Source organism: Paenibacillus sp. NPDC058898 (assembly GCF_049316025.1).
Classification (GTDB): Bacteria; Bacillota; Bacilli; order Paenibacillales; family Paenibacillaceae; genus Paenibacillus_AQ.
The window spans coordinates 123,605-148,363 of the sequence record NZ_JBMOSM010000004.1 but is presented as its reverse complement, the minus strand read 5'-3'; the positions used below and the strand labels follow the sequence as shown (position 1 = coordinate 148,363).

Below are 24,759 nucleotides of genomic sequence, written 5' to 3'. Positions count from 1 at the left end.
TACGAACAAGCTCATCTGATGATTTTTCAGATGAGCTTGTTTTTTTTCATGAGTTCAATTTAGCTGCATCCGTCTACCTTCCCTGAACGACCGCTTGCGACAGGAATCCGATCTTCTGCATCCAGCCTGCGCACAGGCCCGTCCATTGTGAAACACTGGCATCTTCTTCCGCAAGACCAAGGCCATGCCGACCCTCCGGGAAAACATGAAGCTCAAACGGGATGCGCTGCTCACTTAGCGCTTTGGCATACATCAGGCTGTTCTCGACAGGAACCGCTCCATCGTCCGCGGTATGCCACAGAAAGGACGGAGGGGTCTCCGGTTTCACTGCAAGCTCGAGCGACAATGTATTTCTCAACTCTTCCGGCGGATCCTCTCCCAACAAATTGGTCATGGAGCCCTCATGGTAATAATCCTTAAATGAAATGACCGGGTAACAGAGAATGGAAGCGTTCGGACGGGAGCTCTGCCGGTCCACAGCATCCACGGCCTCCGGATTTCCTTCATCGAAATGAGTGCTGGCACTGGCCGCGAGATGTCCGCCTGCCGAGAACCCGAGAATTCCAATACGGTCCGGATCGATGTTCCAATCCTTGGCGTGATGTCTTACAAGCCGGATGGCACGCTGGGCATCGCCTAGCGGATATGGATGGCGATAAGGGGCAACACGATAATGAACGACAAAGGCCGATAGCCCAATTGAATTCAGCCACATGGCAATCGGATCACCCTCATGATCCGCACGCTGCTGGTACCCGCCGCCCGGAAGCACAAGCACGGCTCCGTGGGGCGTTTCATTTTGTAATAGATAAGGTACGATGTAGGGTGTGAATTTCTCTTCCACCGACTCATGTCCGGGAATATCCTGTTCCCAAAGCTTCATCATATCCATTCCTTTCTGTCTTCATCTCAAGTCTGTTCATTCATTTCTACATTTCCTTCAGCCTTAGGCACTCAGAGACCAAGCAAATCCAGTCTCAGCGGTGTAAACGTATCCAAAAGAGCGGAGGGTTCCAGTGCTTTTACCCCATGCTCCGCTCCGCCGGGAATGACGATGGTATCTCCCTGACGCACCAGAGTTGTCTCTCCGTTGATATAAAATTCGATGGCGCCCTTCAGACAGTAACTCATCTGCTCATGGGGATGGCTGTGCAATGCACCTTCCGCCCCTTCTTCAAAATGCACCTCCATCATCATTAGCCCGGTTCCGGGTTGAAACACCTTCCTTGTTACCCCGGGCTCCGCTTGTTCCCAAACTCCGATTTCCGCCATGATCCTCCTCCTCTGCTAATCCAAGTACCGAATTTTCGCGTTCATCGATTCATTAAATTAAAAACCTTCATAACTTCTTCGCCGAAGGGTCTATGTATTCCTATTATCCATGTCATAAAAATTCAGAGAATCATCTCGGCTGATTGATTCTATACATTTAGAGGTCATGACTCGTAAATCATATCCCCGTATCTGCTCGTAAAGATGAGAACACAGAATCGGAAATATCCAGCTTTCGTTCCTGCAGCCCCCCGAGCTCACGGAGCGAATAGCGGATAAGAATCGCCTGCGTTCCGGCATTCATGTCCCCTTCGACCTCACCCTTGCCCAGTGAAACCGCCTCCGGCATGTCAGGATAATACTCACCTTGCTTCACTTGGGCCACATTCGGTGCCGGCGGGGAATGATCGATTTCCCTGGAAAATCCGCCGTCCGCCCGCTTGAGCCGCGCCATATTCCGCAAGGTGATTTCCGCGATCTCCAGAACGTCCTCTTCCGGGATGCGCAGCTTCATCGAGGTCAGGAGGCTGATCGGGTTCCGGATATAACACATGTCAACGGCCTTCTCGTTACGCAAAGCGTGCAGCAGGGAACGGTATATTTCCGGCGTCCGCGGCAGGGGAGCCTGAAACCGGTTATAGAATGTCAACAGCTTGAAGGTTCCCGATATTCGCACATAAAGGGTGCCTTCACCCCACAACCCTGTCACGGGGTCTTGTATACTCGCAAAATAAGACAGAGCTTCACATAAGAACGGCTCCCGATCTGCAGGCGTCATCTGATTTAAATAGGGGGCCGAGTTACACAGCCGGTCGCAGCCGCGCCAGCTGTTCGCAAGACTGATCGAACGCAGCCACTCCGCATAAGCCCCAGGAGAACGGCAGTATGCCGGAGCCATATTCCGATTGCCCGGCAGCGGATGCAAAGGGGCTGCGCCCAACTTTCGGAGTGCTCCTACGCTGTAACCAAGTGCACGTCCCACCATCACATCGTCTTTTCTCATCCTGGGATCGGCATCATAGAAATACCCCGTCGCAGGGTCTTGCTTCGACTGAAAAAAACGCACGATGCCCGTCTTAATATCATCGGCCAGCCTTTGCTGAAGCCCGCAGCGCTCGATAATGCCCAGTGCTTGCGCCGTCGATTCGATGTCCGGCGTGAACGCATCAGAATCCCTTGAACTGCGGGCATAATAAAAGCCGCCGGAAGCAGCGTCATATTGTCCTTCGAGCCATTCGAAGAAACCTTCAAACAGCCCGTCGCCACCCGTCAGAATGTCCTCTAATCTCTTTGTCATGCCCTATCCCTTCTTTCAGCTGCTTATGACGTTATATGAAAAATTCCGAAAAATCACCCTGCCTTTACCGACGGCATCCAGTCCGATGCGGAGGCTCTGAAACCCACCAAACGTATTGTGATGGAATCCTGAAACATCCGCCACTTTGTCATACCGGAGCCATTCCACCCCATCGAAGCTGTAATAGAATGAAATGATATGTGCATCGTTAACCAACCGCAAAAATGCCCTGCGCTGATCATTCGGCATCGTGCCGTAGCCCTTAAATGACCGGAAATGCCGGACCCCGCGCTCGTTGACTCCCAACCCGAGATATGCCGCATCGTTATAATAGAGCAGCAGGCGGCCTTCTGCCGGACCTTCCACGATGATCTCGGCCTCTGCTGAATAACGCTTATGGCCTGCCATGTAGAGCAGTGGAGAAGCTTTTGCCTCCTCGGATGCTGCCTCGGCTACCAATTCATGATTCCTCGGATGGAACCGGGCGGAAGGCTCCACGCCTTCGCACTGCCAATGCAAACCCAGCACAGTTCCAGAAAAGGTATCCCTGAATGTAACGCCTTGATTCACAGCATTGATTTCACCTTCATCATGCGGCCGATCGTACTCGCCAATAAGTCCCTCACGACCTTCTGCAGCACGAAACCATCCGTCTGAAGTCCATTCGATCGGTTCGAGCAAGGTCTGCCTGCCCAGCGAATGGAACCCGCCCGCATAAGCATGGTAGACCATCCACCACTGGCCGTTCGGGGAGTCTATCAACGAGGCGTGTCCTTTGGACCACCAGGGCTCATCCCTGGATTCCGTATGAACAATCGGGTTGTACGGAGAGTGCTCCCAAGGTCCCCATGGCGTTCTGGATCTTGACGACACGGCCATATGACTTGTGGGCGGTCCAGCTGTCCCCCCAACTGCCACCGTCAGATAGTAATATCCATCGTGAACGGTAATCTTCGGCCCCTCCAGACTGTAAGCCTCCACGACCCAATCGTCCGGATACCGCCAGCCGTTATACACATGTCTGACTTCACCTGTAACCGCGAGTCCGTCCGCCGTTAGCTCTACAAAATCACCACCCGACATATGCAAATAACGCTTTCCGTCCGGTCCTACCGTGTGCCCCGGATCAATTCCGTTGATCCCCAAATGAATCGGTTTGCTCCACGGTCCCGTCGGACTGGATGCCGTTACGACCCAGTTCGTTCGCGCTGCCGGATAATAAATATAATACATGCCGTTATGAGCCACGAATTCCGGCGCCCATACATCCCCCTCGTATTGGGGCAATGCTGCCCCAACCCGGCTCCAATTTAGCAAATCACGCGAATGCCAGATGACGAGACCTGGCGTCAGCTTGTAGGAGGAATGTGTCATGTAATAATCCTCGCCAACCCGGATGATCGACGGGTCGGCATAATTGCCAGCAATGATCGGTGCACACTGTTTCTTTTCCAACACGATCCCTCGCTCCTCTCTATCCCTTGATTGAACCCAGCAGCGCACCCTTCGCAAAATGCTTCTGCAGGAACGGATATACGCACAGAATCGGCAGTGTGGCAATGACAATGACCGCCATCTTCACCGTCTGCTCCGGCGGCCGGACAAATTCGTCCATGCCGGAGGTGTCTGCCGCCAAACCGCTGGCAAGGATGACGATCTGCCGCAGGATGACCTGCACGGGCCATTTGGCCGCATCATTCAAGTACAAAATCGCCGACATATACGTGTTCCAGTAGGTAACCGCATAAAAGAGCGATATGGTCGCAATAGCAGGCATCGACAGCGGAATCACGATTCGGAACAGGATGCCCCAATCGCCGGCCCCGTCGATCTTCGCGGATTCCTCCAATCCCTCAGGCAGGTTCTGAAAGAAGTTACGCATGATGATGAGATTGAAGGCATTGATCGCCGTCGGGACAATCAGCGCCGCATACGTATCGATCAGCCCCATCTCCTTCACCACGAGAAACGTTGGGATCATTCCGCCGCTGAACAGCATCGTGAACAGAACCATGAACATGATGAAATTACGGCCATCCAGATCCCTGCGCGACAGCCCGTAGGCCATCAAGCAGGTTAACAGCATGCTGAACAAGGTACCCAAAAAGGTGACGCCCACGGAAACGCCAAGCGAGCGAAACACCGTATTGGTTGAAAACACATATTTGTAAGCATCAAGCGACCATACGGTCGGAAACAGGACAAACTGCTTCTGCGCCAGCTCCGTCACGGTTGTGAAGGATCCGGCGATGACGTGAAGGAAAGGCAGGATGGTAACCAGGCCAATGATCAACAGCAGCGTATAGTTCACGATATCGAAGATTCGGCTCGATATCGTATTATCTTGTACCATAGCGGTCCACCTTTCTGTAGTTAATAGATGCCTTCTTCTCCCGCTTTTTTGGCCAGCCAATTGGCCAGCATCACCAGAATAAGACCGATCAGCGATTTAAAGAACCCGACCGCCGTACTGAAGCTGAACTGACCTTGCTTAAGACCTGCGGTATAAACATACGTATCGAATATCTCCGCCACATTCCGGTTCATTGAGTTTAAGAGGAGATAGATATGTTCGAACCCAAGTTCCAGCACATCGCCGATTTTCAAAATCAACAAAACGACGATCACGCTTCGAATCGAAGGAAGCGTAATATGCCACATTTGCCGAAAGCGGCTGGCCCCGTCAATCCGGGACGCTTCGTATAAACCGGGATCAATCGCCGCCATGGCAGCCAAATAGATGATCGTCCCCCAGCCTGCCTCCCGCCAGATGATCTGCATCACATACATCGGCCTGAACCATTCGCTGCTCATCAAGAAATTGATTTTTTCGAATCCGGCCATAACCAGCAATTCATTAATGATTCCGCGATCCATCGAGAGCATGACAAACGAAATGGATACGATGATAACCCAGGACATGAAGTGGGGAATATACACCAGCGTCTGGATAAAACGTTTAAACACTTCGCGCCGAACCTCGTTGAGCATTAAGGCAAGAATGATCGGCACGGGAAAATAGAAGGCCAAGTTCAAGAAAAACAGCAGCAGCGTGTTGCCCAAAATCGTGAAGAACATCGGCTCGGTAAACAGCCGCTCAAAATGCTTGAGCCCCACCCAGGGGCTGCCCGTAACGCCTAGATAAGCCTGATAATCCTGGAAGGCTATAATCAATCCCGACATCGGGATATATTTAAAGATCAGGAAGTATAAGAATCCCGGAAGAATCATGAGGTAGATCGCCCGGTTTTTTATGATTCTCCTCATTCGACCGGACTCCGGTATTTTGGGGGCGCCCTTGCTCATCCCGGTCTTCACTGCGGTTTCGCTCATGATCTCAGACTTCCTTTCTATCCCGAAGCCTGCCGGAGACTGCAGCATCGCAGTCTCCGGCCATTCGGGATGCTGGCATGTTCGTTATTTGGATGATTCGTAGGATACGTTGAACTCATCGATGATTTGCTGACCGCCGCTCTTAAGCCAGTTATCCACGACCGCCTGGAATCCGGCCTCATCGATATCGCCAAGCATAAATTGATACGTGCCGTCTTTAATCATCTCCTGCAGCTGTACACCTTTTTCGTTAAACGTCTTGGAATCCAGTGATGCCGAAGGATCCTCAATGAGATAATCATTGTTCTCCGTGATCATTTCCTCTGATTTCGCTTTGACAGGGAGCATATGCTTCGGTTCATAAAAACCCTCGATCGTTAACGGCCCGCCGACCTGCATCGCTTGATAAGGCTTCACTTCGCGATCGGTCAGCTTGGTGTCTTCCGAAGGAATGACCTTGCCTTCCTCCAGCTTGTGGTGCTGTCCTTCAACCCCCCAGTAGATCAGGTTGCCAAGCTCCGGACTCATCAACTGATCCATAAAGGCCAGCACATCTTTCAGTTCCTCTTCTGATTTGATGGCTGTTTTCGGAAAGAGTATCACCGAGCCATAGCCGGGAACCGACCAGATTCCGAATCCATTCGGTCCTCCTTCGATTTTATTCTGAACATCGAGTTCCGCATCCGGATTCACTTCAACGACCTTGGGATGCAGGCTGGATACGTCCCCCATCGCTCCGATATATACACCCGACTTGCCAGTAATGAACAGATTTTGTTGGTCCGTTTTGCTGGTAACCGGGAAATCCTGATTGATCAGGCCTTCCTGGTGAAGCTTCTTGAAGAATTTCATCGTCTCCATATATTCAGGGAACATAAATTCGGGAGCCAGCTTGCCGTCCTTCTCGCCCCAGTTATTCGGCGTGCCGAGCCACGAGCTTATCGTTTTGAACGCGCCGTAGATCAGGTCATTTCGATCCGTCAGCGGGATGGTGTCGTCTTTGCCGTTGCCATCAGGATCCTTCTCCTTGAACTGCTTCAACATATTATAGAATTCGTCCACATTGGTCGGGGCGCTGAGTCCAAGCCTGTCGGCCCAATCCTTGCGGTAAATGATGCCCTGACGCGACAAAGGCACTTCACGGTATAACGCATAAATTTTGCCGTCCACCGCCGTGTTCTTTAACACTTCAGGTTTCAGCTTGCTGAGGTTCGGGTATTGACCCAGCAATGGCCCAATCTCCCAGAATTGCCCGTTGCGGATCGCATCACGCATATTCACAAGCGAGGCGGCATTCTTCAGGTACGTCACCTGCGGCAGCGTTCCGGTTGCAAAGGATGCATTGACCTTTTCATCATAAGTGCCGTCCGGCACCCACTGAATGTCAAGCTTGGTGCCTGTTTTCTCTTCCAGCAGCTTCTCAATCATGTCGGAGGGAACTTCAGGGGTATGGAGGTTGGCCATAATCGAGATGGTTACCGGTTCGCTCTTGTTCTCGCCTTGCGCTGGACTGCCATTTGAGCTGCCGGTTGCTGCTGGGGCGGAGTTGCCGCCACAGCCCGCCAACACGGATAAAGCGGTTACAATTGCCAGGATGGTACTGGCTTTATTCTTCTTCATCTTCATCTTCTGACCTCCGTTTTAAATTTGAATATGGACTGACAAGAAAAGCTTAGATGACGGAAGTCTGGTACGTATATAATCCTCAGATTGGATATGGGAAGTTCGGTCCCGCCCGGCATTTAATGGAGTGGAATCAAATCTAATGATTATGTTGTCCATGAGATTGCTCGCGCCATGGCACAACAAAAAAATACCGCCGGGGAAACCAATCCCCTAGCGGTATTTCTCATGTAAATAGGGTCCGACTGTGCTTCGGTATGAAGCATTATATTCCTCGATAATCTGCCTCCCCCCCTCTTCCAGCCAACGATCGATCTCAGCCTCGAACCCCTGCTCATCGATCATCCCTAGCATAAATTGATAGGTGGCATCCCGCATGCGCTCATTCAATCTGACGCCGATCTCATTATACATCGGAGACTCCAGCGGTGCGGTGGGATCATAGATGAGGAAACGCTCATTATCGTAAATCAGCCGCTCGGCCTTATCCTTCGCTTGATTCAGAGTAACCGGCTGCAGCATGCCCGGTATAGTGCTGGAGCCTCCAGCCATTAAAGCCTGATAGGGCTTTACATCCTTTTCCCTCAGCTCAAATGCATCCACCGCCATCGCTTTGCCATCCTGAACGGTATAATGGATCCCTTCGATGCCCCAATACATCAGGTTTGCAAGCTCGGGACTCATCAGTGCGTCATAGAAAGAGAGCACGCTCTTCAATTCCTCTTCCGTAGCAATCGCGGACTTCGGAAACAAGATCACCGTCCCGTAACCCTGCGAAGCCCATATCCCGTACCCTTCCGGCCCGAGAATCCGATTCTGAACGTCCAGCACGGCCTTGGGATCATTTGCCAGCAGCCTTGATTCCAGGGACAGTACGTCCCCCATTGCACCGATATAAACCCCAGCTTTTCCCGTTACGAACAGCTCCTGCTGGTCGGTCTTGCTGGTAATCGGGAAGTCTTCATTTATCAATCCTTCGCTATGAAGCTTCTTGAAGAACTTCATCGTTTCCATATACTTTGGGGAGACGAATTCCGGCTGCAATGAATCGTTATACCATCCCCAATTGTTCGGAGTTCCATAATAGGAGCTAATCGTCTTGAAAGCCCCATAGATCAAATCATTGCGGTCCGTCAAACCTATGGTATCGTCGATACCGTTGTTGTCCGGATCCTGATATGTAAACCCTTTCAAAATTTCATATAATTCATCAAGCGTTTCCGGTGCCGGTAGTCCCAGCCGATCTGCCCAGTCCTTACGGTAGATGATGCCTGAACGGGCTAAGGCACGTTCCTGATACAGGCTGTACAGTTTACCATCGATGGCCGTATTCTTCAGAACCTCGGGCTTCAATCTCTGCAAATTCGGATAGTCCTTAAGATACGGGCCGATTTCCCAGAATAGCCCGCTCCGAATCTCATCCCTGAAATAGGACAAGGATGCGGCATTCTTCAGATACAGCGCTTGCGGCAAAGTCCCTGTTGCAAGCGAAGCAAATACCTTCTCATCATAACTCCCGTCGGGTACCCACTGAATGTTCAGCTGAACGCCTGTTTTATCCTCGATCCATTTCTCGATCCGATCGGAGGGAACTTCGGTGGTGTGCAGGTTGGCCATAATCGAAATGCTGGTTGTGCGATCAGAAGACGTACTTCCGCCATCCGCTCCCGATGATCGGGCCATGCTGATGCATGCAGCCGATACCATAAGAATAGCGAGTGTAAGAATGACATAGTTTGACAGACGGGTCATCAATCCGTTCTACCTCCGTTCCACCATGTTTCTTGCGGATCCTATATGTTTGAAATGATTTTAACATATGTACATCTTTTTTTATGACAAGTCATGATGATCAAATACAGTGATTATTCTTTTCGAAATGATTATTGAATGTAACCCGGGTTGCCCATACAATGATTATACACTTTGTTAAACAGGAAGGTGTATCTATTGCATCCAAAAAGTAGCTATTATTCTAAAATGGTCCTGTTCGGCTGTTTCATCAGCATCATTCCTCTTGTGGCCCTCGGCTTCTTCTCGTTCATGAAATCATCCACCTCCGTTCAAAACCACGTCAACAGCAGCAATATCCAGATTATGAATCAAACCAACAGCAATCTCGAACAGGTGCTTCGGACCGTGGATTATACACTGAATTACGTCATTAATTCCAATATTCTGCAAAGTGCGTTATATCGGCCCCTGTCCTACTATGACTTCCAATTGTATAACAAGCTGAGAGAAGAGATGAGTCTACTGCAATCTCCCGAGACGAAGGTTACGGACGTCATCCTTGCGAATACGACAACCAACTGGCTGATCAATAACCGGGGCATGTACGAATTTAATGAATACGCTTCCAAGGATGCGCTGCTGACACTCATGGAGCTTCAAGGGAACTCCAATTGGGTGATGCTCGAGACGGAATCCCTCGGGTCCAGCGATACGCTCAGTTATGCCTGCCCCTACACGATTGCGCTTGTGAAGAAAATGCCACTCTCTTCCTCCAGCGCCCGGGGTGTCGCACTCGCCACCATTCCCAGCTGCAGTCTCGCCGCTATGATGGATACCCCTTCCGAATCCCGGGAGGTAATGGTTCTGGACCACAATTACCGGATCGTTGTACATCCTGAGCAAGGAAAGCTCGGGCAATATCTGACCGATACCGGGTATGAGGAGGCGGAGCTGGGCCATTTTGACAATAAATCGGGGCAGTTCGAGACGAGGATCGACAACAAGCCGGTGTCCGTTACGTACGTCCGGTCCGATTTTAACGGCTGGTTGTATGCCTCCTTTACCGAAATGTCCGTCATTACGAAGGAGTCCCGCTCCATCGGCTGGTTTACGCTGTATATTTGCATGCTGATGATCGGTTTCAGCATTCTGCTGGTATGGCTTGGAACGCGGAAGATGTACACGCCCATCCGGCACATTTTTGAAAATATCGTGGAGCGTTTGCCGGAAATCCAAGCCAACAAAAAGAGCGAGCTGCAAATCATCGACGAACATATCCGGGATATGTTCAATTCGAACACCAAGCTCCGCAGCGAGCTTCGGCAGACCAGCCAGCAGGTACGCACCTTTTTCCTCCATAAGCTGTTTCTGGGGAAGAGCAGTCCGCCCGAAGTGATGGAGCAGATCGAGCTGTTCGGCTTCAAGGAGCAAATATCCGCTTGGGAGCATCTGGCGGTATTTACCCTTCAGATCGATATGCTGGACGAAACCCGCTATGAACGCAAGGATCGTGATCTGCTGCTGTTTGCCATCAACAATATCATGGAGGAGATGATCCCCTCCTCCCATCGTCTCCCCTCTGTCATTATCGATCTCACGCAGGTTACGCTCATCGGACGAGGCGGTATCACGCTGGAAGCATTCAATGACTATATGTATACATTATCGGAGGAGATCCAGAAGACGACGCGCAGTGTTCTCGATCTGGAGGTCAGCATCGGCATCAGCCTGCCTTACGACAACCTGTCCAAAACGTCGCGCGCCTACCAGGAAGGGCTTGAAGCCCTGAAACACCGCATCAAGCTCGGGACCGGTGTCATTATCCCTTATTTCAGCCTGAATTCAGGCAAGCACACCCGGGTCTATTTCTACCCGATGCAGGTGGAGAACGAGCTGATTGATGCCATCAAGTTGGCCGATGAAGATCGAGCCGTAGAGCTTCTGAAGCAGTGGCTGCACGAGGTGTTTCGGAAGGACCGGACCCCGCATGATTATCAAATCTCGCTCATCCGGCTGTTGAACGATCTCATGATCGTGATGCAGGAGAATGGGATCATGCTCGAGCAGCTCGACATCCGGGACAGCTCTCTTGTGGAGGAACTTCTTCGGCTCTACACCAATCATGATATCGAAAGCTGGTTTAAATCCCGCATCATCCGGCCGATGGTCAGTGTATTCCGGGATCGCCAGGACTCTCAATATCAGAATCTCTCCGAGCAGATGATCGAGATCATCCGTAATGAGTTTGACCGCAATATTACGCTCGAGGAATGTGCTTCGCGCCTCCATTACAACAATTTTTATCTAAGCAGCGTGTTCAAAAAAGAGACCAATATGTCCTTCAGCGAATACCTGTCCCGGTACCGCTTCAAAATGTCCAAGAAATGGCTTGTCGAAAGCGATATGCCCATTAAGGATATTGCGGAGAAGCTGAGTTACAACAATTCGCAGAACTTTATCCGGTCCTTCCGTAAGTTGGAGGGGATGACACCCGGGCAATATCGCGGCAAATACAAAACCGGACAATAAACCTTGTAAAACGGCATCAGATTACCAAAAAAGGTCACCTATGTCCCGTACTTTTCCTGCAGGAGAGAACCTACAATTAGAATAGTCACTTGTTGTGCTGATCTTGTGGATCATTTATGAAACTATCCCAAAAGGAGAATCTGTCAATGATACGAGAAATGCAGGCCGATATCGTCATTCTCGGCGGCGGGACAGGGGGAACAGCCGCTGCGCTTGCTGCCGCTAAATCAGGAAAGACGGTCATCATGACCGAGGAGACCACTTGGATCGGGGGACAGCTAACCAGCCAGGCGGTTCCGCCCGACGAACATCCATGGATTGAATCCTTTGGCTGCACGCGCAGCTACCGGCAGTTCCGCGAAGGTGTCCGCCAGTACTATCGCGATTTTTTCCCCATGACTCCCAAAGCCAGATCCAATGTGCAATTGAACCCCGGCAGCGGCATCGTCAGCCGGCTGTGCCATGAGCCGCGCACGGCTCTCGCCGTGCTGCATCAAATGCTGGCCCCGTACATTCACAGCGGACGGCTTACGATCCTGTATCAGTATGCGGCGGAGTCTGCCGACGTTTCAGGGGATCGCGTGAACAGCGTAACCGTTCGTCATCTTGAAACGCAGGATCAAATCGCGCTCCGCGCCCCGTTCTTCGTGGATGCCACCGAGCTCGGGGATCTGCTTCCGCTGGCTGGTATCGAGTATGTTACCGGCGCCGAGTCCAAGTCCCAGACAGGGGAACCGCATGCCGTTGACGGCGATCCGCTGCCGCAGGACATGCAGGGCTTTACGTATTGTTTTGCCGTGGATTATCTGGAGGGTGAGGACCACACGATTGAGAGGCCTGCCCTTTACGATTTTTGGCGAGAGTATAAACCCGAATTCTGGCCGGATAAGCTGTTAAGCCTGACCGCCGTCAAGCCGTCGACCAATGAGCCGATCGAGTATGGGATTTTCCCGGGACACGGCAAGTTCCCGCTCTATCAATACCGTCAAATCCTGGATCCGAAGCATTTTGCAGAGGGTACGTTCGACAGCTCGGTGTCGCTTGTGAACTGGCCGCAGAACGACTACTGGCTCGGCTCCATTATCGATGTTCCGAAGGAAGAGGCTGACCATCATATCTATCAAGCCAAGCAGCTTAGCTTGTCCCTGCTGTATTGGCTGCAGACCGAGGTGCCGCGGCCGGACGGCGGGAAGGGTTATCCCGGGCTGCGCCTGCGTCCCGACGTGGTTGGAACGGAAGACGGGATGGCCATGTATCCTTACATCCGTGAGTCGAGAAGAATTCAGGCCGAGTTTACGGTGCTGGAGCAGCATGTGGCAACCGAATCACGGCCGGACGGAGCTTCGGAAACGTTCCCTGATTCCGTCGGCATCGGCTGTTACCGGATCGATCTGCATCCGAGCACGGGCGAGCGCCCTTACATTGATATCTCGTCCCTGCCGTTCCAAATCCCGCTGGGCAGCTTAATTCCGAAACGGATGAAGAATGTGCTGGCCGCCAGCAAAAACATCGGGGTCACCCACATTACGAACGGCTGCTACCGGCTGCATCCCGTAGAATGGAACATTGGCGAGGCCGCCGGATACTGTGTCAGCTATTGCCTAGACCATGATATTCTGCCGACGGATGTGCGGAGCGATGAAGAAAGACTGGCCAGCTTCCAGCAAAAGCTCGTCAGCGAAGGAATCGAGCTGGCATGGCCGGCACTGCGTCCTGTCTGATCATCAACTACAATCGAAATGCTAAAAAACCAGCTCAATGGCATCGTCCTTGGGCTGGTTTTTCCTGGTTCCGTTCATAACTCCTCAGCGGTTACGAATTGGACGTTCTTAGGGAAATGACAGCTAATGCCGCACACCGACAGCTTGTAACCTGCTTCCACCGCATACTGTTTAAAATAATAGGTTTCTCCGTTCTCGCCAAGCACAGGTGCCCACTCCCCTTCCAGCAGTTCCAATGCAAACGAATCCAACGGCAAATGCAGGCCTTTGCCAACAGCCTTGATATAACTTTCTTTTAACGTCCATAGATCAAAGAAGCGGGAAAGCCGGACGGAAGGATCACAGTGTAACAGCCCATTAAACTCGGTTTTATGGAAAAAGCGTTTGGCGATATCCATATCGATGGCTTCCATTTTCTCCACGTCAATCCCAACCGGCTCGTGGCTAACGGCGCACACGATCCAATGCCCGGAATGGGAGACGTTAAAATGCAGATTGTCATGATGCTTTAAGGATGGCTTGCCATATGCGTTCCTTATGATTTCTATATGCATCGGATCAAGTCCCAGCTTATCCCGAAGGATTCGATGGACCATGGCATCACCAAGCACCGATCGTTGGTAATCGCTCGCTCTTTTGAATTTGGACACATAGTCCTGTCGATCGGGCGATAACGTCTGGAACAAGGCACGGAACGTCTCATCGCGAATTTGGTCCGAATTCTGGATTGCGTAAACCTCGATATGGCTTGGTTGGTCATCATAAAAAGTATTCATAATTCCGTCCTTTCAACAAAAAACATAGTCACGTGTTCACTTCGATATGTATGTTTGAATCCCCTGCTTGCTCTATTAGACTCCCTGCCCCAATTCCAAGTATAAACGGACGAACGGATCGATTAATTGACAAAGAAAAGAATCCCCGAACATAATGGATGAATATCATACTAGGTGAAGGTGGGGTTTCAATTGGAAACGCAATGGGTTTTGGATCAAGCGGTCGATTTGTTTAAGGAGGAGCTTGGCGGCAATCTGGTTGGCATTTACTTGCACGGCTCGTTAGCTATGGGCTGCTTCAACCCGGACACAAGCGATGTCGATCTGCTGGTCGTGGTTGAGGACAAGCTGACCCGGGATCATATGAGGCGGTTGGCCAAAAAAATCATAACGTTCCACGATGGTATGCCCAATCAACAGGGGTTGGAGCTGAGCCTTGTCCTGGAATCCAGTCTGCAGGAGACCGTCTATCCGCCTCCATTCGAGTTCCACTATTCCGCCTTTCATCGCGAGAAGTACCTGACCGATGACGATTACCTATGCGGCGGGTTCCAAGACGCCGACCTGGCCGCCCATTACACCGTGATCTTTCATCGGGGCATTGCCCTGTACGGCAAACCGGTTCGCGAGGTCTTTACATCCGTTGACAGGCAGCATTACATACAAGCCATTCTCCATGACGTGGAGGGTGCGGTACAAGACATCACCGGCTCCCCTATGTACTACACGCTAAACCTGTGCCGGGTGCTGTACTATTTGAAGGAAGGCGTTGTCTCCTCCAAAAAAGAAGGCGGTGAATGGGGCCTGCGCACGCTTCCTTCCAAGTATCATCCGATTATCAAGCGTGCCTTGCATCAATATAGCGGATTAGCCCAGAATTCTGCAGATTCCGCCCCGGATGAACTCATCGCATTTGCCGGCGATATGCTGGAGCAGATCCGAAAGGAACTGGAATAGGGGCGGGAATTGCGGGCTGATCGTCTTAATCGAGCAAGCTACACCGCTCGGCATTGATTGTCTTCAGCTCCCGGCGCACATAACTGAGCGACATGGCTGGTGGTCATAACTTTTCGCTCCGCCAGAGTCTACAATAACAGTTATGATCACCGTTTAGCCTGCCCGCCTGCTTCTTCCCGATGCGGTGCCATGTGCTTGAGGATAACTTCATTCACTTTGTCGGATGGCTCAACCGCCTATCAAATCCTGTTCTAGCACCGTCTGCAGCTCCTACAATAGCTTATCTCGCTCACCCAGATCTGGGATGAGACCAGTAATTTTCCGATTTCATCATCATCGCCGTCCTCACTGGTAGCATCAGACGGTGTATTCGGTGGAAGCCCGCCGTATGCGGTCATGCGCTCAAGAGACTCCTCATTTTGCTTCTAATACGGTCCAGTTCAGCCTGAACAACTTGAACCCACGGATGTTATGTAACAAGCATTTGGTGTAACAAAATGCCCATACTGCCTAGCAGATGAATTATTAAGCTAACGGACAGGATAGTTCATGGAAGCAATATAGCTTCCTGTTGTAGAAAAGAGTTAAAACAAATAGGAGGGATAATTTGAAGTTAGAAAAAGTATTTGAATATGATATAAATAATGAATTAGAAGCAAAAATACAAGAATTATTAATCGGTAGTTTCCCAGAAGTTTATCCTAGAGATAGAATTTATTTTAAGCAATTACCGCATGTTAGATTTCTAGCTTTCAACCAAGAAAATCAGCTGATAGGACATGTTGGATTAGATTACAGGGTGATGAATCTAAATGGGAAACCTATAAGAGTACTAGGAGTAATTGATTTATGTGTTTCACAAAGCGCACGCTCCCAAGGACTAGGTTCAACGCTTCTTTTAGAAATTGACAAGTTTTCTGTGGGACGAAATATTGACTTTACACTTTTATTTGCGGATAACATGACCTTGTATTTGAGAAATGGATATAAACCAGTGAAGAACAGGTGTAAATGGTTGAAAATTGATGATGAAACTCAGTTAACAAATGGAATAGGTTTTGAGGCAATGAATGAATTAATGATTAAGGAAGTAGGAAAGACCGATTGGAGTAAAGGAAATCTGGATTTTTTAGGCTATCTTTATTGAACTAGCGGGAAGAATGCCCTACGGAGCCGATGAGTATAAGACTGATATCTCTGATATACCCAATGCTGCTTTTCAATCAAAATCGTAGCGTTGGCCGTCTTATCAGATATGCAGATCCTCATGATCAATGCGTCGAGCTGTTTCGCATCCAATGGCCACGCCAATTGTTCTGAATTTGTGCGCTGGATCTCCGCTTCATTTACCTTTGGAAATAGCTCTCCTTGTCCCCATGCCATCGCCATTCCCCTCAATCCCCTTTATGCTATAATTATCGAGAGGAATATATTACCTATTGCCCCGCCCCGGCGAAGGATATGGGGGTCTATTTCTTTAAGTAAATATCGCTAAATCAAAAAAGAGGTGAGCCTTTGAAGCTTATTTCAAAATTGTATTCGGAGTATTTGATTATCCCCCGCCCCTTCCGTTTATTGATTCTGTGGGGCTGGATTATATTGTTTTTAGTCACCGGGATTAAACTTGATTGGTTCTTTTAAATTGTATCTCGATCACTTCCTAATTTATTGGGACCTCCTTTTGGTTTTTACGTAATGGTTTTTTAGGAGATGATTATTAAATGGTAATGATCATATTAGGTGTCATCATGATTATTTTCGGCTTATATGACTATAAAAATCCAAATATCAAATTGCTCAAATTTCTTACTCGTACACCGAAGAGTGACACTAATACACAAGAAATACGTTCTAATGGTGAAAGTGGAATAGTTGGCGGAATAATTTTTATTGTGATTGGAGTTATCGTTCTTTTATTAAGGGATTAAAACGATAGGTGCAACTAAATTATGTGTGTATTGAATCAAAATCTTTAGCTGGCCTCGTCTTTGTTTGGCTTAAAATCCTGCTCAGGAGCTGCCCAATCCGCAAGCTTGATTAATTTCAAGAAAAAGACCGCCCTATAGGCCGCCTTTAACCACTACTCACAAATTGAATTATCCCAATAAGTGCCATAAGCAGATAAATAACGAGTATAATGATTACGCCTGTTCGAAGCGCTTTGAACCCCCTTGATCTCTTCTCCAACTGCTGCTCCACTGCATTCAACCGATCTTTAAGCTCTTGTATTTCATTCTCTTGTCCCATTTCAGCCTCCTTTAACCGTTCTTCAAGCTATGTATCCTTTCAATAAATATGGACAGATAACCGAATAATGACGATACATACACAGTTTCGGACCGCAACCTGACCGCTCATCACATCATCCCTTAAAATCCCCTTTATGGTATAATCGTATATAGGAATATATTACCATATACCCCCCAACCGGACCAAGGATGTAGGCTCCTGTTTTCATCAATTGCCAACAATTATGTAGTATGCTTTTTCCTCCCTTGGAAGGACGCCACCAATTGCAATTTAATCAGCACTTGTTCAAGGAGCTCTAAGGGGTCATCTGAGTTCTCCATCTGCTCACAAATTTCGATGGCTTCTTCAATTGCTTTACCGAGTTCATCTGCACGTTTTTTCTCTTCTGCTGCTTGCTGGAGCCAGTATTTCAAAGCCTCCGGCGAAATAAAACTCTGCCCTTTGTCATCTAACCTATTGCAATACTCCATATCCTTATGCCAATCTCTACTCATTCTGCTACCTCCTGAACTTCTATTTCATTTTAATCACGCCTTCTTCCGCTGGTAACTCCGCAATCCAAAATTCACACTTGTTTATACATATACTACCTCCTATACACTGGAACTTCCATTTAATCCCTGCGTATATATCTTTAAGAATTTGATTCGATACGAGTCTAACAAATTCATTTGAAATGAGGTTCATCATATGAAAAAGATTAACTGGCCCGGAAGAACAAAATTGGAGCGAATGGAGATGACAACCACACTCATATTCGATGTAATCCTCTATATCCCAAGATGGATCCTAAAGCTGCTTTGAGGATACTCCTTCCTTCCAGAGAAAGGAGTAGGATATCTTCGAAAAAATGGCCGTACGTTAACATATGTATTACTTTCAAAAGCCTTATATATGCAAAGACCCGTTCGATACTATCGAACGGGTCTTTGGCTTTAACGGTTAATGAATTCTGCCATCTGCAGCATTCTGGTTAATACGACGGCTCCTTCCGCCCGGGTGGACTGAGCTTCCGGAACGAACTGGTCAGAAGAACGTCCCTCCATCAACCCTGATTTGACGATGGCCGATACGGCCTCTTCGGACCAGGATGCAATGCGGTCGCGATCCTTGAACCCTTCTAAGATGGAATCCGGATCTCCTGTCTCCAGATCCGTACCAGCAAGCTTCAGTGCTCGTAGCAACAAGACACTCATCTGCTCACGGGTAATCTCCTCGTTCGGACGGAACGTACCATTGCTGAAGCCTTCGATTAACCCATGCTCCACAGCCGTAGCGACAGCGGCTGCATACCAATCGTTTGCCTTCACATCCTGGAACCTCGCATGAACTCCCTGATCCTTCAAACCGAGCGCGCGAACGAGCATCGCTGTGAACTGCGCTCTCGTGATCGACTCGTTTGGACCAAAACGCGTATCACTTAATCCCTCGATCAATTGTTTTGAGGCCAGCAGCGAAACGTCCTCGCGAGCCCAATGGCTGCTTAAATCCGCAAACGTCTTCGCATGGGAAACTACGGAATAAATCCCGCTCTCCCTCCACTTAAACTCCGCTTGGGATTTGCCGTTCGACGTGTGAATGAGCGCCGGTACGAAGACCAGCTTGCCGGATGCTGAATCCAATCGCAGCACCGTCGTTTGGGATGGACTGACGATACTGGACAGGGACCTGGTAAACTTCGCATAAGCTCCCTTCAGTGCTGGCAGTTCCGATAACTTGTCACCCTGTTTCCAGGCTAATGTAATGGCAAGCGCTGCATCCAGTTTGGAGGCTCCTGCCTCCAACGCTGCGTTCACCCGATCCTCTTCTTCTTTCGAAGCTAAACCGATGCGAATTTGCAGACTTTCCGCCGTACCCCGTTGTTGTAAAGCTTCCTTAAGCGAATGCAGCGGAATTTCCAATCGGCCAAGGGAGGATTCCAGCACGATGGAGCCCCCCGGCAGGTCCTTCACCGCAGCGCTCAGCCCCTGCACCGGCAAGTGAAGAACGACGGCATCCGAAGCGTCGGCCACCGAATACGTAAGCACGCGTGAAGCCGCGGGCAGTTTGCTGAGCCGTTCTACGTCGCCGAGCATACCCTTCTCGCTCGCATCCGCTACGATGACCGTACCGCCTCCAGATGCTGTCTCTTTCTTGATGCTCAACCGCTCGGGCTCTGATGGTTTAGGAGGTGGCGTTGTCGATCCTCCACCGGAAGAACCGGAGCCGCCGCCCGGAGTCCCCGGATTGGATCCGCCATCTCCGGTAGAGGTCCGGATAACCTCAAACGTTTTACTGTTCGTTTTGAATTCGTCAACAAATACGTCCACGGTGATCGAATTGACGCCTGTTTGCAGTGGAACATTAACTGTAAATTCACCGCTGGCTGCCACGGCGGCATCAGCACCGTTCACCTTGACAGTCGCTTTGCCGGGCCCGAGAACTTCTACAAGCCCTTTCAGCGCAAGCTGGCTGTCGCGCGTCTCTTTGCCCTCGTCGTCCATCAGCCCGCTTAATACGGCTGAACGAACCTGATCCCCGGTATTGTAGGCATTGGCAACGAGCTGACGCAGCGTTCTCGTGCCTGACGGGTCCAGGGTGGAAATGACAAAACCTCCCTGTGGAATAACGCTGTTATTCTCTTCCGGCGCTCCCCAGCTCCAGTTGATCGCTTGATTCCGGTTGACCACGCGGGTCACGTGGCCCATATTGTCCACCACCACTTCCACTCCAAAGCGGTTCGTGCCCGTAGAGTAACCGAAGGCTTCCGTCATTACATTAACGTTTCCCTCGATCCGGTTGATATTATAGAAATTGCCTTCCAGGAACGAATCCGGACTTCCCGGCAAACTCATGCCGAGCTGGTAATCCTTCACCCACTCCTTATCTTGGAGAGATGCCGCCGCGATCGGCCAGTTGACCTGGGATGCGTCAAACAGCATCAGTCCGTTCGTGGACTTCAGCCCCGCCTGGAACACTTCGCGCTGAACGGCAGGTGCCTGCACATTGTTCATGGCAATGCCTGCATACAGCGGAATTTCCCCGTTCGTTACGATATTGCCGAGCGTAATATATTTCTGAATTTCCTGGCTGGTGGTTTGATAAGCCCCGATCATCAGAAAATCCAAATACTCGATATACCCGGTATCATAATATTCCGGTGTATACACCGATTCGTCCGGCATGCCGAGTGCGGGATCGAACCGGAAGTTCTTGCTGCCCCAGTTCACGCCGTTCAAATAATACGTTTCATACCAGGATCCAACATAGGAGGATACCTCGATCTTTCTGCCTGTTGAAACTTCATAAGAATCCACCAGCGTCTTCACTTCGCCGAAGAAGCTCTGAATCGTGCCCGAGCGGAATTCCCACCAGTCCTGAATCAGCGGACCGTATACCCGAACATTGTTTTCATAGTAGAAGATATCGTCTGGCCAATTGACAAGCTGCTTATTCCGTGCCTGCAAAAACTGCTCGAACTTCACGCGAGTTTCGTCGCTGAAATCGGCCCCTTCGTTGTCATATCGGCTCCGGTCATGGACAACGCCGTCCACATCGTAATTCTTAATAATCTCCTCAAATGTTCGAAGCTGATAATTGCGAACCTCGTCATTGGACGGATTGACGAAGGCTACCAAGCCCTGCTTTTTGCTTTCCCGCAGACGTTTGATCTCGCCATTGTTCTCCGCAAAATATACACGTTCCTCCCAATCGAGATGATCATTCAGAACGGCATACTCGTTATGGGCAATCGATCCTTCGGCAAACACGTTAATCGCCGCATGAATCTCTAATCCCAGCGCATGACCGTGGTCAATGAACTCCTGCAGCAGATCCAAATCCGGACTTGCGCCCGCTTTTTCGGGTGCCTTGATCTCGCTGACGTAAGGTCTGCCCGTCATATCGTTCTTCTTGTACGAGACATAACCTTCAACGCCTTTCACATCAAACGCCACCGAGGTAACGCCCGATTCCTTGGCTTTTTGCAGAAATGCCAAAACATCCTCGCTCGTTTTAAACTTTCTGGCATTGGAAGCCTGGTCCACCCATAGTATGACTTCTTTATCCGTGGAGAAATCAGGTCTTGCAAACACCGCAAGATGACGAACATCCTGGTCAATGTCATTTTTCAACACTTTGACTTCGATATAATTGGTCCCTTTTGTTAACGTATATTGATGAGTAAAGGTGCCATCCGCTTCAAAAGGAATCTCGTTACCGTTCACTAGGAGCTTGATCGCCGTAATGTCGTCCATGTTGTCGATGCGCCCTTTGATCGTGGTGCTGCCTTCCGTTACGGTATACATCGTCTGATTATCCAGCGTAAGCCGTGCAATAAGACCATTGCCGCTCATGATGTCGCGTACCTGCACCACTTCCCCGTTCTTTCGCAGCTTGATCATGTCGCCGACCTTAAAATTCTCGGCCAAATACCGCTTGATGTTGTTGCCTGCGTAGCTGCTGTCCTGTGCCATCAGCACATAACCGCCTTCGGGAATTTCAAGATCGGTCGGTCCGGCCCATACCGGCGGCTTGCCGTTGATCGAAGGATTGATCACCCGCAACACACGGTTGTTGGCATCCACCTGCACGGCCACATTGGTCTGGGGAATCGTAATGGAGCTTCCGTAATCCCTTGTAAAAATCGCCACAATATTCGGCACGCCCGTAACATCCTTATCGACATAGTCCAGCTTCTTGCGCGGGCCTTCAATGTCGATCGTAATATCCTTCGGTGCCGCTTCGACTTCAATATAATCCTGATTCTCGATCGGTTCGTACACGATGTTCAGCGTTTGAACGGCCAATTCGCCTTCTCCCTTGAACAGCTTTACCTCAGCCGCGTTCGGACCCGGCTCCAAATAAATATTCATGCGAAACACGCCATCCGCCGTAAGCGCAGTCTCATCGCCATTAATGGTTACGCTTAAATCCTGATCCGCGGCATAGTTCGCTACAAAACCTGCAATCTCAATGACCGGAATATCCACGGTCGTATCCGTTTGCGTAATCAGATGCAGCTCGGGTGGCAGCGGATCCGGCCCTGGACCCGGTCCCGGCTGCTCCGGCAGGAAATCAGCTGCAGTCACTTCTTCGCCCGCTTGCATCAGCTTCACCGAATATCCCGTTTTGTTATGATTGAAGAGAGGTTTCTGAAAAACGGATTGATCCCACGCATTGGTGCCGCCAGCCACTACAACATAACCACCGGCTGGAATTGGAAGCAGCGCATCCGGAGCCCAAGAAGTCGGTGGATCCATGTCCGGTCCAACGATATCCAGTACTTTACCATCCGCATCCACGGAGACCGCGACATGAAGCGTAGGCACCCATACCTCATCGGTATATACGGAACCCGTGACCGCTACCCCGCTGGTATACAGCGCCAAGTAATCATTTTTCCCTTCCACTGTGTCGCCTGCTACGTTGATATCCGTGAACTCCAGAATCTCTCCGCCTTGGGAGACCAAGGTAACGGGATCCGTGCCCGCACTTTGCGCCGGGGAAATTTCGTTATCCGCGAACGCGGAGGAACCAACCGGAACGATGAGGGAAACGATCAGTGACAGACTGAGAAACAGTGCGATCCGCCTGCGAAATAAACGATACATCAATGATTACCACCCTTCTCTTATTCAGAATGAACCGTTTGGTGCCATTTAAATTCAACCAACACCTCCCCTCTGTTATTTAATTTTGAAAAAAGCAGCCGCCAGCGCAGACTGCTTTTTCAAATGAATCATTTACTTCGTGGACTGAAACCATTCATTCGCTGCGTTCACCATATCGGTTCCACCATCGGCTCTCCATTGAGCCAGAAATTGATCGTAAGATTCAATCGGCTTCGCTCCGGAAATGAATTGCAGCACATTGTCATCCAACATGGTCGTCAATTTCAACAGATTTTTGGATACAGCTTCAATTGGCGGTGCCGTTGACATCGGATCCACTACGATAATGCCCTCGGCATTTTTCTGGAAAGCTTCGAAATGCGCTTGCAGAATCGGATCTTTACGAACGCGTGCCTGCCAATAGATTGGGTACTTCTCTTCATCTACCCCTGTCAAGAAGCTGCTTGCATTATTCAATTCATCATTGAAAATCGGCAGAATCGGATAGTACTTTCCGTCCTTCACTTCATGATGGACGCCTTCTTTACCCAGCGCGATACCTTTAAACGTCTCCGGCTCCAACTTCGCGTTCAAAAATTCCATGGCGGCTTCCTTGTTCTTCGAGGATTTCAGAATGGAAACATACCATGTGGTATTCGCTTTCGCCCCGACCACGGCTTTGCCGTCCTTGCCTTTCAGATATGGAATGATGGACGTTTTGGCATCCGGGAAGTTTTTCTCCAGTGCAGAAATCGTTGTTCCCGCATTCCACCAAGCCAGCTTATACATCGCCGCATTGCCGCCTGAGAATTTCTCGATGGACTTCTGAGCGGTATTGATCGGCGTTTCGGTGTCCAGCAGGCCTTCTTTGTACAATTTGTTCATAAAGGTAATGTATTCTTTCATCTCCGGCTGTTCGGCACGATGCACCAGCTTGCCGTCTACCTCTTTCCAATCCGTCAAAATGCCGAATGTCGTGGCGATGTCACCGTACAAGGAATCCTTGCTCATGGTGAGCGGAATCACCTTTTTCTTCTCTTTGATCGTTTTGAGCACATTGTAAAGCTCATCGGCAGTCGTCGGCATGGACAGTCCCAATTCGTCCATCCAATCCTGTCTTACCACCAGTTCCTCCCCGATGCTTACGCCAGCTCCGGTTTCGGGAATGCCGTAAATCTTCCCGTCGATCATGGCGCTGCCGAAGGATTCCTGTTTAATGGATTGCTTAATGTAGTTGCCGTGGGATTCCAGCAGCTCATCGATCGGCTCAAGCGCTCCCGCAGAGGCCAGATTGTAGAACTGGGCTGCATTCAATTTCACAAAATCATAGTTATCTTTGCTGGATACGAGCAGGTTCAGCTTCTCATCCGCGTTCTCGGCCGGCAGCAGTTCGTATTCCACATTGAATCCGGTTCTTTCCTGGATGTACTTGGCCGCATATTCAGTCTTCGGATCAAATAACCCATACTGCATGATCATGCGCAGATTCGGTTTCTCGGCCGTTTTGCCTCCGTTCCCCTCATCTTTCGGGGTGCTTGCCGGTGTGTCCGATGGCTGAGCCGCAGGCGTGTCCGTCGTGCCGCCTCCCCCGCCGCCGCATCCGGACAGCGCCAGCGTGAATCCGAGAATCCCGGCCAGTACCGCGGATTTTTTAATCTTGATCATGGATAACCCTC

19 protein-coding genes are annotated in these 24,759 nt (G+C 50.0%); 5 read left to right on the top strand and 14 right to left on the bottom strand.

All coding sequences use genetic code 11. From position 1 onward, the window contains the following. Positions 1 to 73 precede the first annotated feature (73 nt). The 8 genes from ACOZB4_RS12620 to ACOZB4_RS12585 form a co-directional block, all read right to left on the bottom strand. Complete coding sequence (locus ACOZB4_RS12620; protein ID WP_379416383.1) at positions 74 to 883, bottom strand: alpha/beta hydrolase; 810 nt, start codon at positions 881 to 883, stop codon at positions 74 to 76. 71 nt (positions 884 to 954) lie between these two features. After that, entirely contained in the window at positions 955 to 1,272 is a 318-nt protein-coding gene (locus tag ACOZB4_RS12615) for a cupin domain-containing protein (protein ID WP_215157421.1), read from the bottom strand. A gap of 178 nt (positions 1,273 to 1,450) precedes the next feature. Further along, positions 1,451 to 2,569, bottom strand: coding sequence for a hypothetical protein (locus ACOZB4_RS12610; RefSeq protein ID WP_379416333.1), 1,119 nt, complete (start codon positions 2,567 to 2,569; stop codon positions 1,451 to 1,453). A gap of 15 nt (positions 2,570 to 2,584) precedes the next feature. Next, the gene (locus ACOZB4_RS12605; RefSeq protein ID WP_379416386.1) at positions 2,585 to 4,024 is read right to left on the bottom strand and encodes a family 43 glycosylhydrolase; all 1,440 of its coding nucleotides are present in this window, start codon (positions 4,022 to 4,024) and stop codon (positions 2,585 to 2,587) included. Positions 4,025 to 4,043: 19 nt separating this feature from the next. Next, positions 4,044 to 4,922, bottom strand: coding sequence for a carbohydrate ABC transporter permease (locus ACOZB4_RS12600; protein ID WP_379416335.1), 879 nt, complete (start codon positions 4,920 to 4,922; stop codon positions 4,044 to 4,046). A gap of 20 nt (positions 4,923 to 4,942) precedes the next feature. Continuing rightward, on the bottom strand, positions 4,943 to 5,836 hold the full coding sequence (locus ACOZB4_RS12595) for an ABC transporter permease (protein ID WP_372238778.1): 894 nt from the start codon (positions 5,834 to 5,836) through the stop codon (positions 4,943 to 4,945). A gap of 150 nt (positions 5,837 to 5,986) precedes the next feature. Then, on the bottom strand, positions 5,987 to 7,522 hold the full coding sequence (locus tag ACOZB4_RS12590) for an extracellular solute-binding protein (RefSeq protein WP_379416390.1): 1,536 nt from the start codon (positions 7,520 to 7,522) through the stop codon (positions 5,987 to 5,989). A gap of 216 nt (positions 7,523 to 7,738) precedes the next feature. Beyond that, the gene (locus ACOZB4_RS12585) at positions 7,739 to 9,277 is read right to left on the bottom strand and encodes an extracellular solute-binding protein (RefSeq protein ID WP_379416337.1); all 1,539 of its coding nucleotides are present in this window, start codon (positions 9,275 to 9,277) and stop codon (positions 7,739 to 7,741) included. Between the two features lie 198 nt (positions 9,278 to 9,475). On the opposite strand from ACOZB4_RS12585, the gene ACOZB4_RS12580 reads away from it, so the two are divergent. Together ACOZB4_RS12580 and ACOZB4_RS12575 are read left to right on the top strand one after the other, a co-directional pair. Continuing rightward, the gene (locus ACOZB4_RS12580; RefSeq protein WP_379416340.1) at positions 9,476 to 11,788 is read left to right on the top strand and encodes a helix-turn-helix domain-containing protein; all 2,313 of its coding nucleotides are present in this window, start codon (positions 9,476 to 9,478) and stop codon (positions 11,786 to 11,788) included. Positions 11,789 to 11,934: 146 nt separating this feature from the next. Next, positions 11,935 to 13,509 (top strand): FAD-dependent oxidoreductase, encoded by a 1,575-nt coding sequence (locus ACOZB4_RS12575; RefSeq protein WP_379416342.1) that lies wholly within the window; start codon positions 11,935 to 11,937, stop codon positions 13,507 to 13,509. A 74-nt stretch (positions 13,510 to 13,583) separates the two neighbouring features. On the opposite strand, the gene ACOZB4_RS12570 is transcribed toward ACOZB4_RS12575, so the two are convergent. After that, on the bottom strand, positions 13,584 to 14,285 hold the full coding sequence (locus ACOZB4_RS12570) for a 4'-phosphopantetheinyl transferase family protein (protein WP_379416345.1): 702 nt from the start codon (positions 14,283 to 14,285) through the stop codon (positions 13,584 to 13,586). Between the two features lie 192 nt (positions 14,286 to 14,477). On the opposite strand from ACOZB4_RS12570, the gene ACOZB4_RS12565 reads away from it, so the two are divergent. Then, positions 14,478 to 15,242 (top strand): aminoglycoside adenylyltransferase domain-containing protein, encoded by a 765-nt coding sequence (locus ACOZB4_RS12565; protein ID WP_379416347.1) that lies wholly within the window; start codon positions 14,478 to 14,480, stop codon positions 15,240 to 15,242. A gap of 607 nt (positions 15,243 to 15,849) precedes the next feature. Beyond that, positions 15,850 to 16,389, top strand: a complete 540-nt coding sequence (locus tag ACOZB4_RS12560) for a GNAT family N-acetyltransferase (protein WP_379416353.1) — start codon at positions 15,850 to 15,852, stop codon at positions 16,387 to 16,389. Here ACOZB4_RS12560 and ACOZB4_RS12555 read toward each other — a convergent pair. Continuing rightward, complete coding sequence (locus ACOZB4_RS12555; RefSeq protein WP_379416355.1) at positions 16,383 to 16,631, bottom strand: hypothetical protein; 249 nt, start codon at positions 16,629 to 16,631, stop codon at positions 16,383 to 16,385. The two genes, ACOZB4_RS12560 and ACOZB4_RS12555, sit on opposite strands and share 7 nt — an antisense overlap. A 332-nt stretch (positions 16,632 to 16,963) precedes the next feature. Between ACOZB4_RS12555 and ACOZB4_RS12550 the strand changes: the two genes are divergently transcribed. Next, entirely contained in the window at positions 16,964 to 17,170 is a 207-nt protein-coding gene (locus ACOZB4_RS12550; protein ID WP_379416357.1) for a hypothetical protein, read from the top strand. Between the two features lie 145 nt (positions 17,171 to 17,315). Here the strand turns inward: ACOZB4_RS12550 and ACOZB4_RS12545 are convergent, their stop codons facing one another. From ACOZB4_RS12545 to ACOZB4_RS12530, 4 genes are all read right to left on the bottom strand, one after another. Continuing rightward, on the bottom strand, positions 17,316 to 17,489 hold the full coding sequence (locus ACOZB4_RS12545; protein WP_379416359.1) for a hypothetical protein: 174 nt from the start codon (positions 17,487 to 17,489) through the stop codon (positions 17,316 to 17,318). Positions 17,490 to 17,713: 224 nt separating this feature from the next. Then, entirely contained in the window at positions 17,714 to 17,986 is a 273-nt protein-coding gene (locus tag ACOZB4_RS12540; RefSeq protein ID WP_379416362.1) for a hypothetical protein, read from the bottom strand. A 441-nt stretch (positions 17,987 to 18,427) separates the two neighbouring features. Next, complete coding sequence (locus ACOZB4_RS12535; RefSeq protein WP_379416366.1) at positions 18,428 to 23,083, bottom strand: S-layer homology domain-containing protein; 4,656 nt, start codon at positions 23,081 to 23,083, stop codon at positions 18,428 to 18,430. Between the two features lie 132 nt (positions 23,084 to 23,215). Next, the gene (locus ACOZB4_RS12530) at positions 23,216 to 24,748 is read right to left on the bottom strand and encodes an extracellular solute-binding protein (protein WP_379416372.1); all 1,533 of its coding nucleotides are present in this window, start codon (positions 24,746 to 24,748) and stop codon (positions 23,216 to 23,218) included. Between the last annotated feature and the right edge of the window lie 11 nt (positions 24,749 to 24,759).

Bases quoted from the DNA above. Each gene is read 5' to 3' on its own strand.
- ACOZB4_RS12615 (WP_215157421.1), bottom strand. From the start codon at position 1,272: ATGGCGGAAATCGGAGTTTGGGAACAAGCGGAGCCCGGGGTAACAAGG.
- ACOZB4_RS12585 (WP_379416337.1), bottom strand. From the start codon at position 9,277: ATGACCCGTCTGTCAAACTATGTCATTCTTACACTCGCTATTCTTATG.
- ACOZB4_RS12570 (WP_379416345.1), bottom strand. From the start codon at position 14,285: ATGAATACTTTTTATGATGACCAACCAAGCCATATCGAGGTTTACGCA.
- ACOZB4_RS12535 (WP_379416366.1), bottom strand. From the start codon at position 23,083: ATGTATCGTTTATTTCGCAGGCGGATCGCACTGTTTCTCAGTCTGTCA.
- ACOZB4_RS12600 (WP_379416335.1), bottom strand. From the start codon at position 4,922: ATGGTACAAGATAATACGATATCGAGCCGAATCTTCGATATCGTGAAC.
- ACOZB4_RS12620 (WP_379416383.1), bottom strand. From the start codon at position 883: ATGAAGCTTTGGGAACAGGATATTCCCGGACATGAGTCGGTGGAAGAG.
- ACOZB4_RS12555 (WP_379416355.1), bottom strand. From the start codon at position 16,631: ATGGCGATGGCATGGGGACAAGGAGAGCTATTTCCAAAGGTAAATGAA.
- ACOZB4_RS12575 (WP_379416342.1), top strand. From the start codon at position 11,935: ATGATACGAGAAATGCAGGCCGATATCGTCATTCTCGGCGGCGGGACA.
- ACOZB4_RS12530 (WP_379416372.1), bottom strand. From the start codon at position 24,748: ATGATCAAGATTAAAAAATCCGCGGTACTGGCCGGGATTCTCGGATTC.
- ACOZB4_RS12545 (WP_379416359.1), bottom strand. From the start codon at position 17,489: ATGGGACAAGAGAATGAAATACAAGAGCTTAAAGATCGGTTGAATGCA.
- ACOZB4_RS12540 (WP_379416362.1), bottom strand. From the start codon at position 17,986: ATGAGTAGAGATTGGCATAAGGATATGGAGTATTGCAATAGGTTAGAT.
- ACOZB4_RS12595 (WP_372238778.1), bottom strand. From the start codon at position 5,836: ATGAGGAGAATCATAAAAAACCGGGCGATCTACCTCATGATTCTTCCG.
- ACOZB4_RS12590 (WP_379416390.1), bottom strand. From the start codon at position 7,522: ATGAAGAAGAATAAAGCCAGTACCATCCTGGCAATTGTAACCGCTTTA.
- ACOZB4_RS12550 (WP_379416357.1), top strand. From the start codon at position 16,964: ATGGTAATGATCATATTAGGTGTCATCATGATTATTTTCGGCTTATAT.
- ACOZB4_RS12610 (WP_379416333.1), bottom strand. From the start codon at position 2,569: ATGACAAAGAGATTAGAGGACATTCTGACGGGTGGCGACGGGCTGTTT.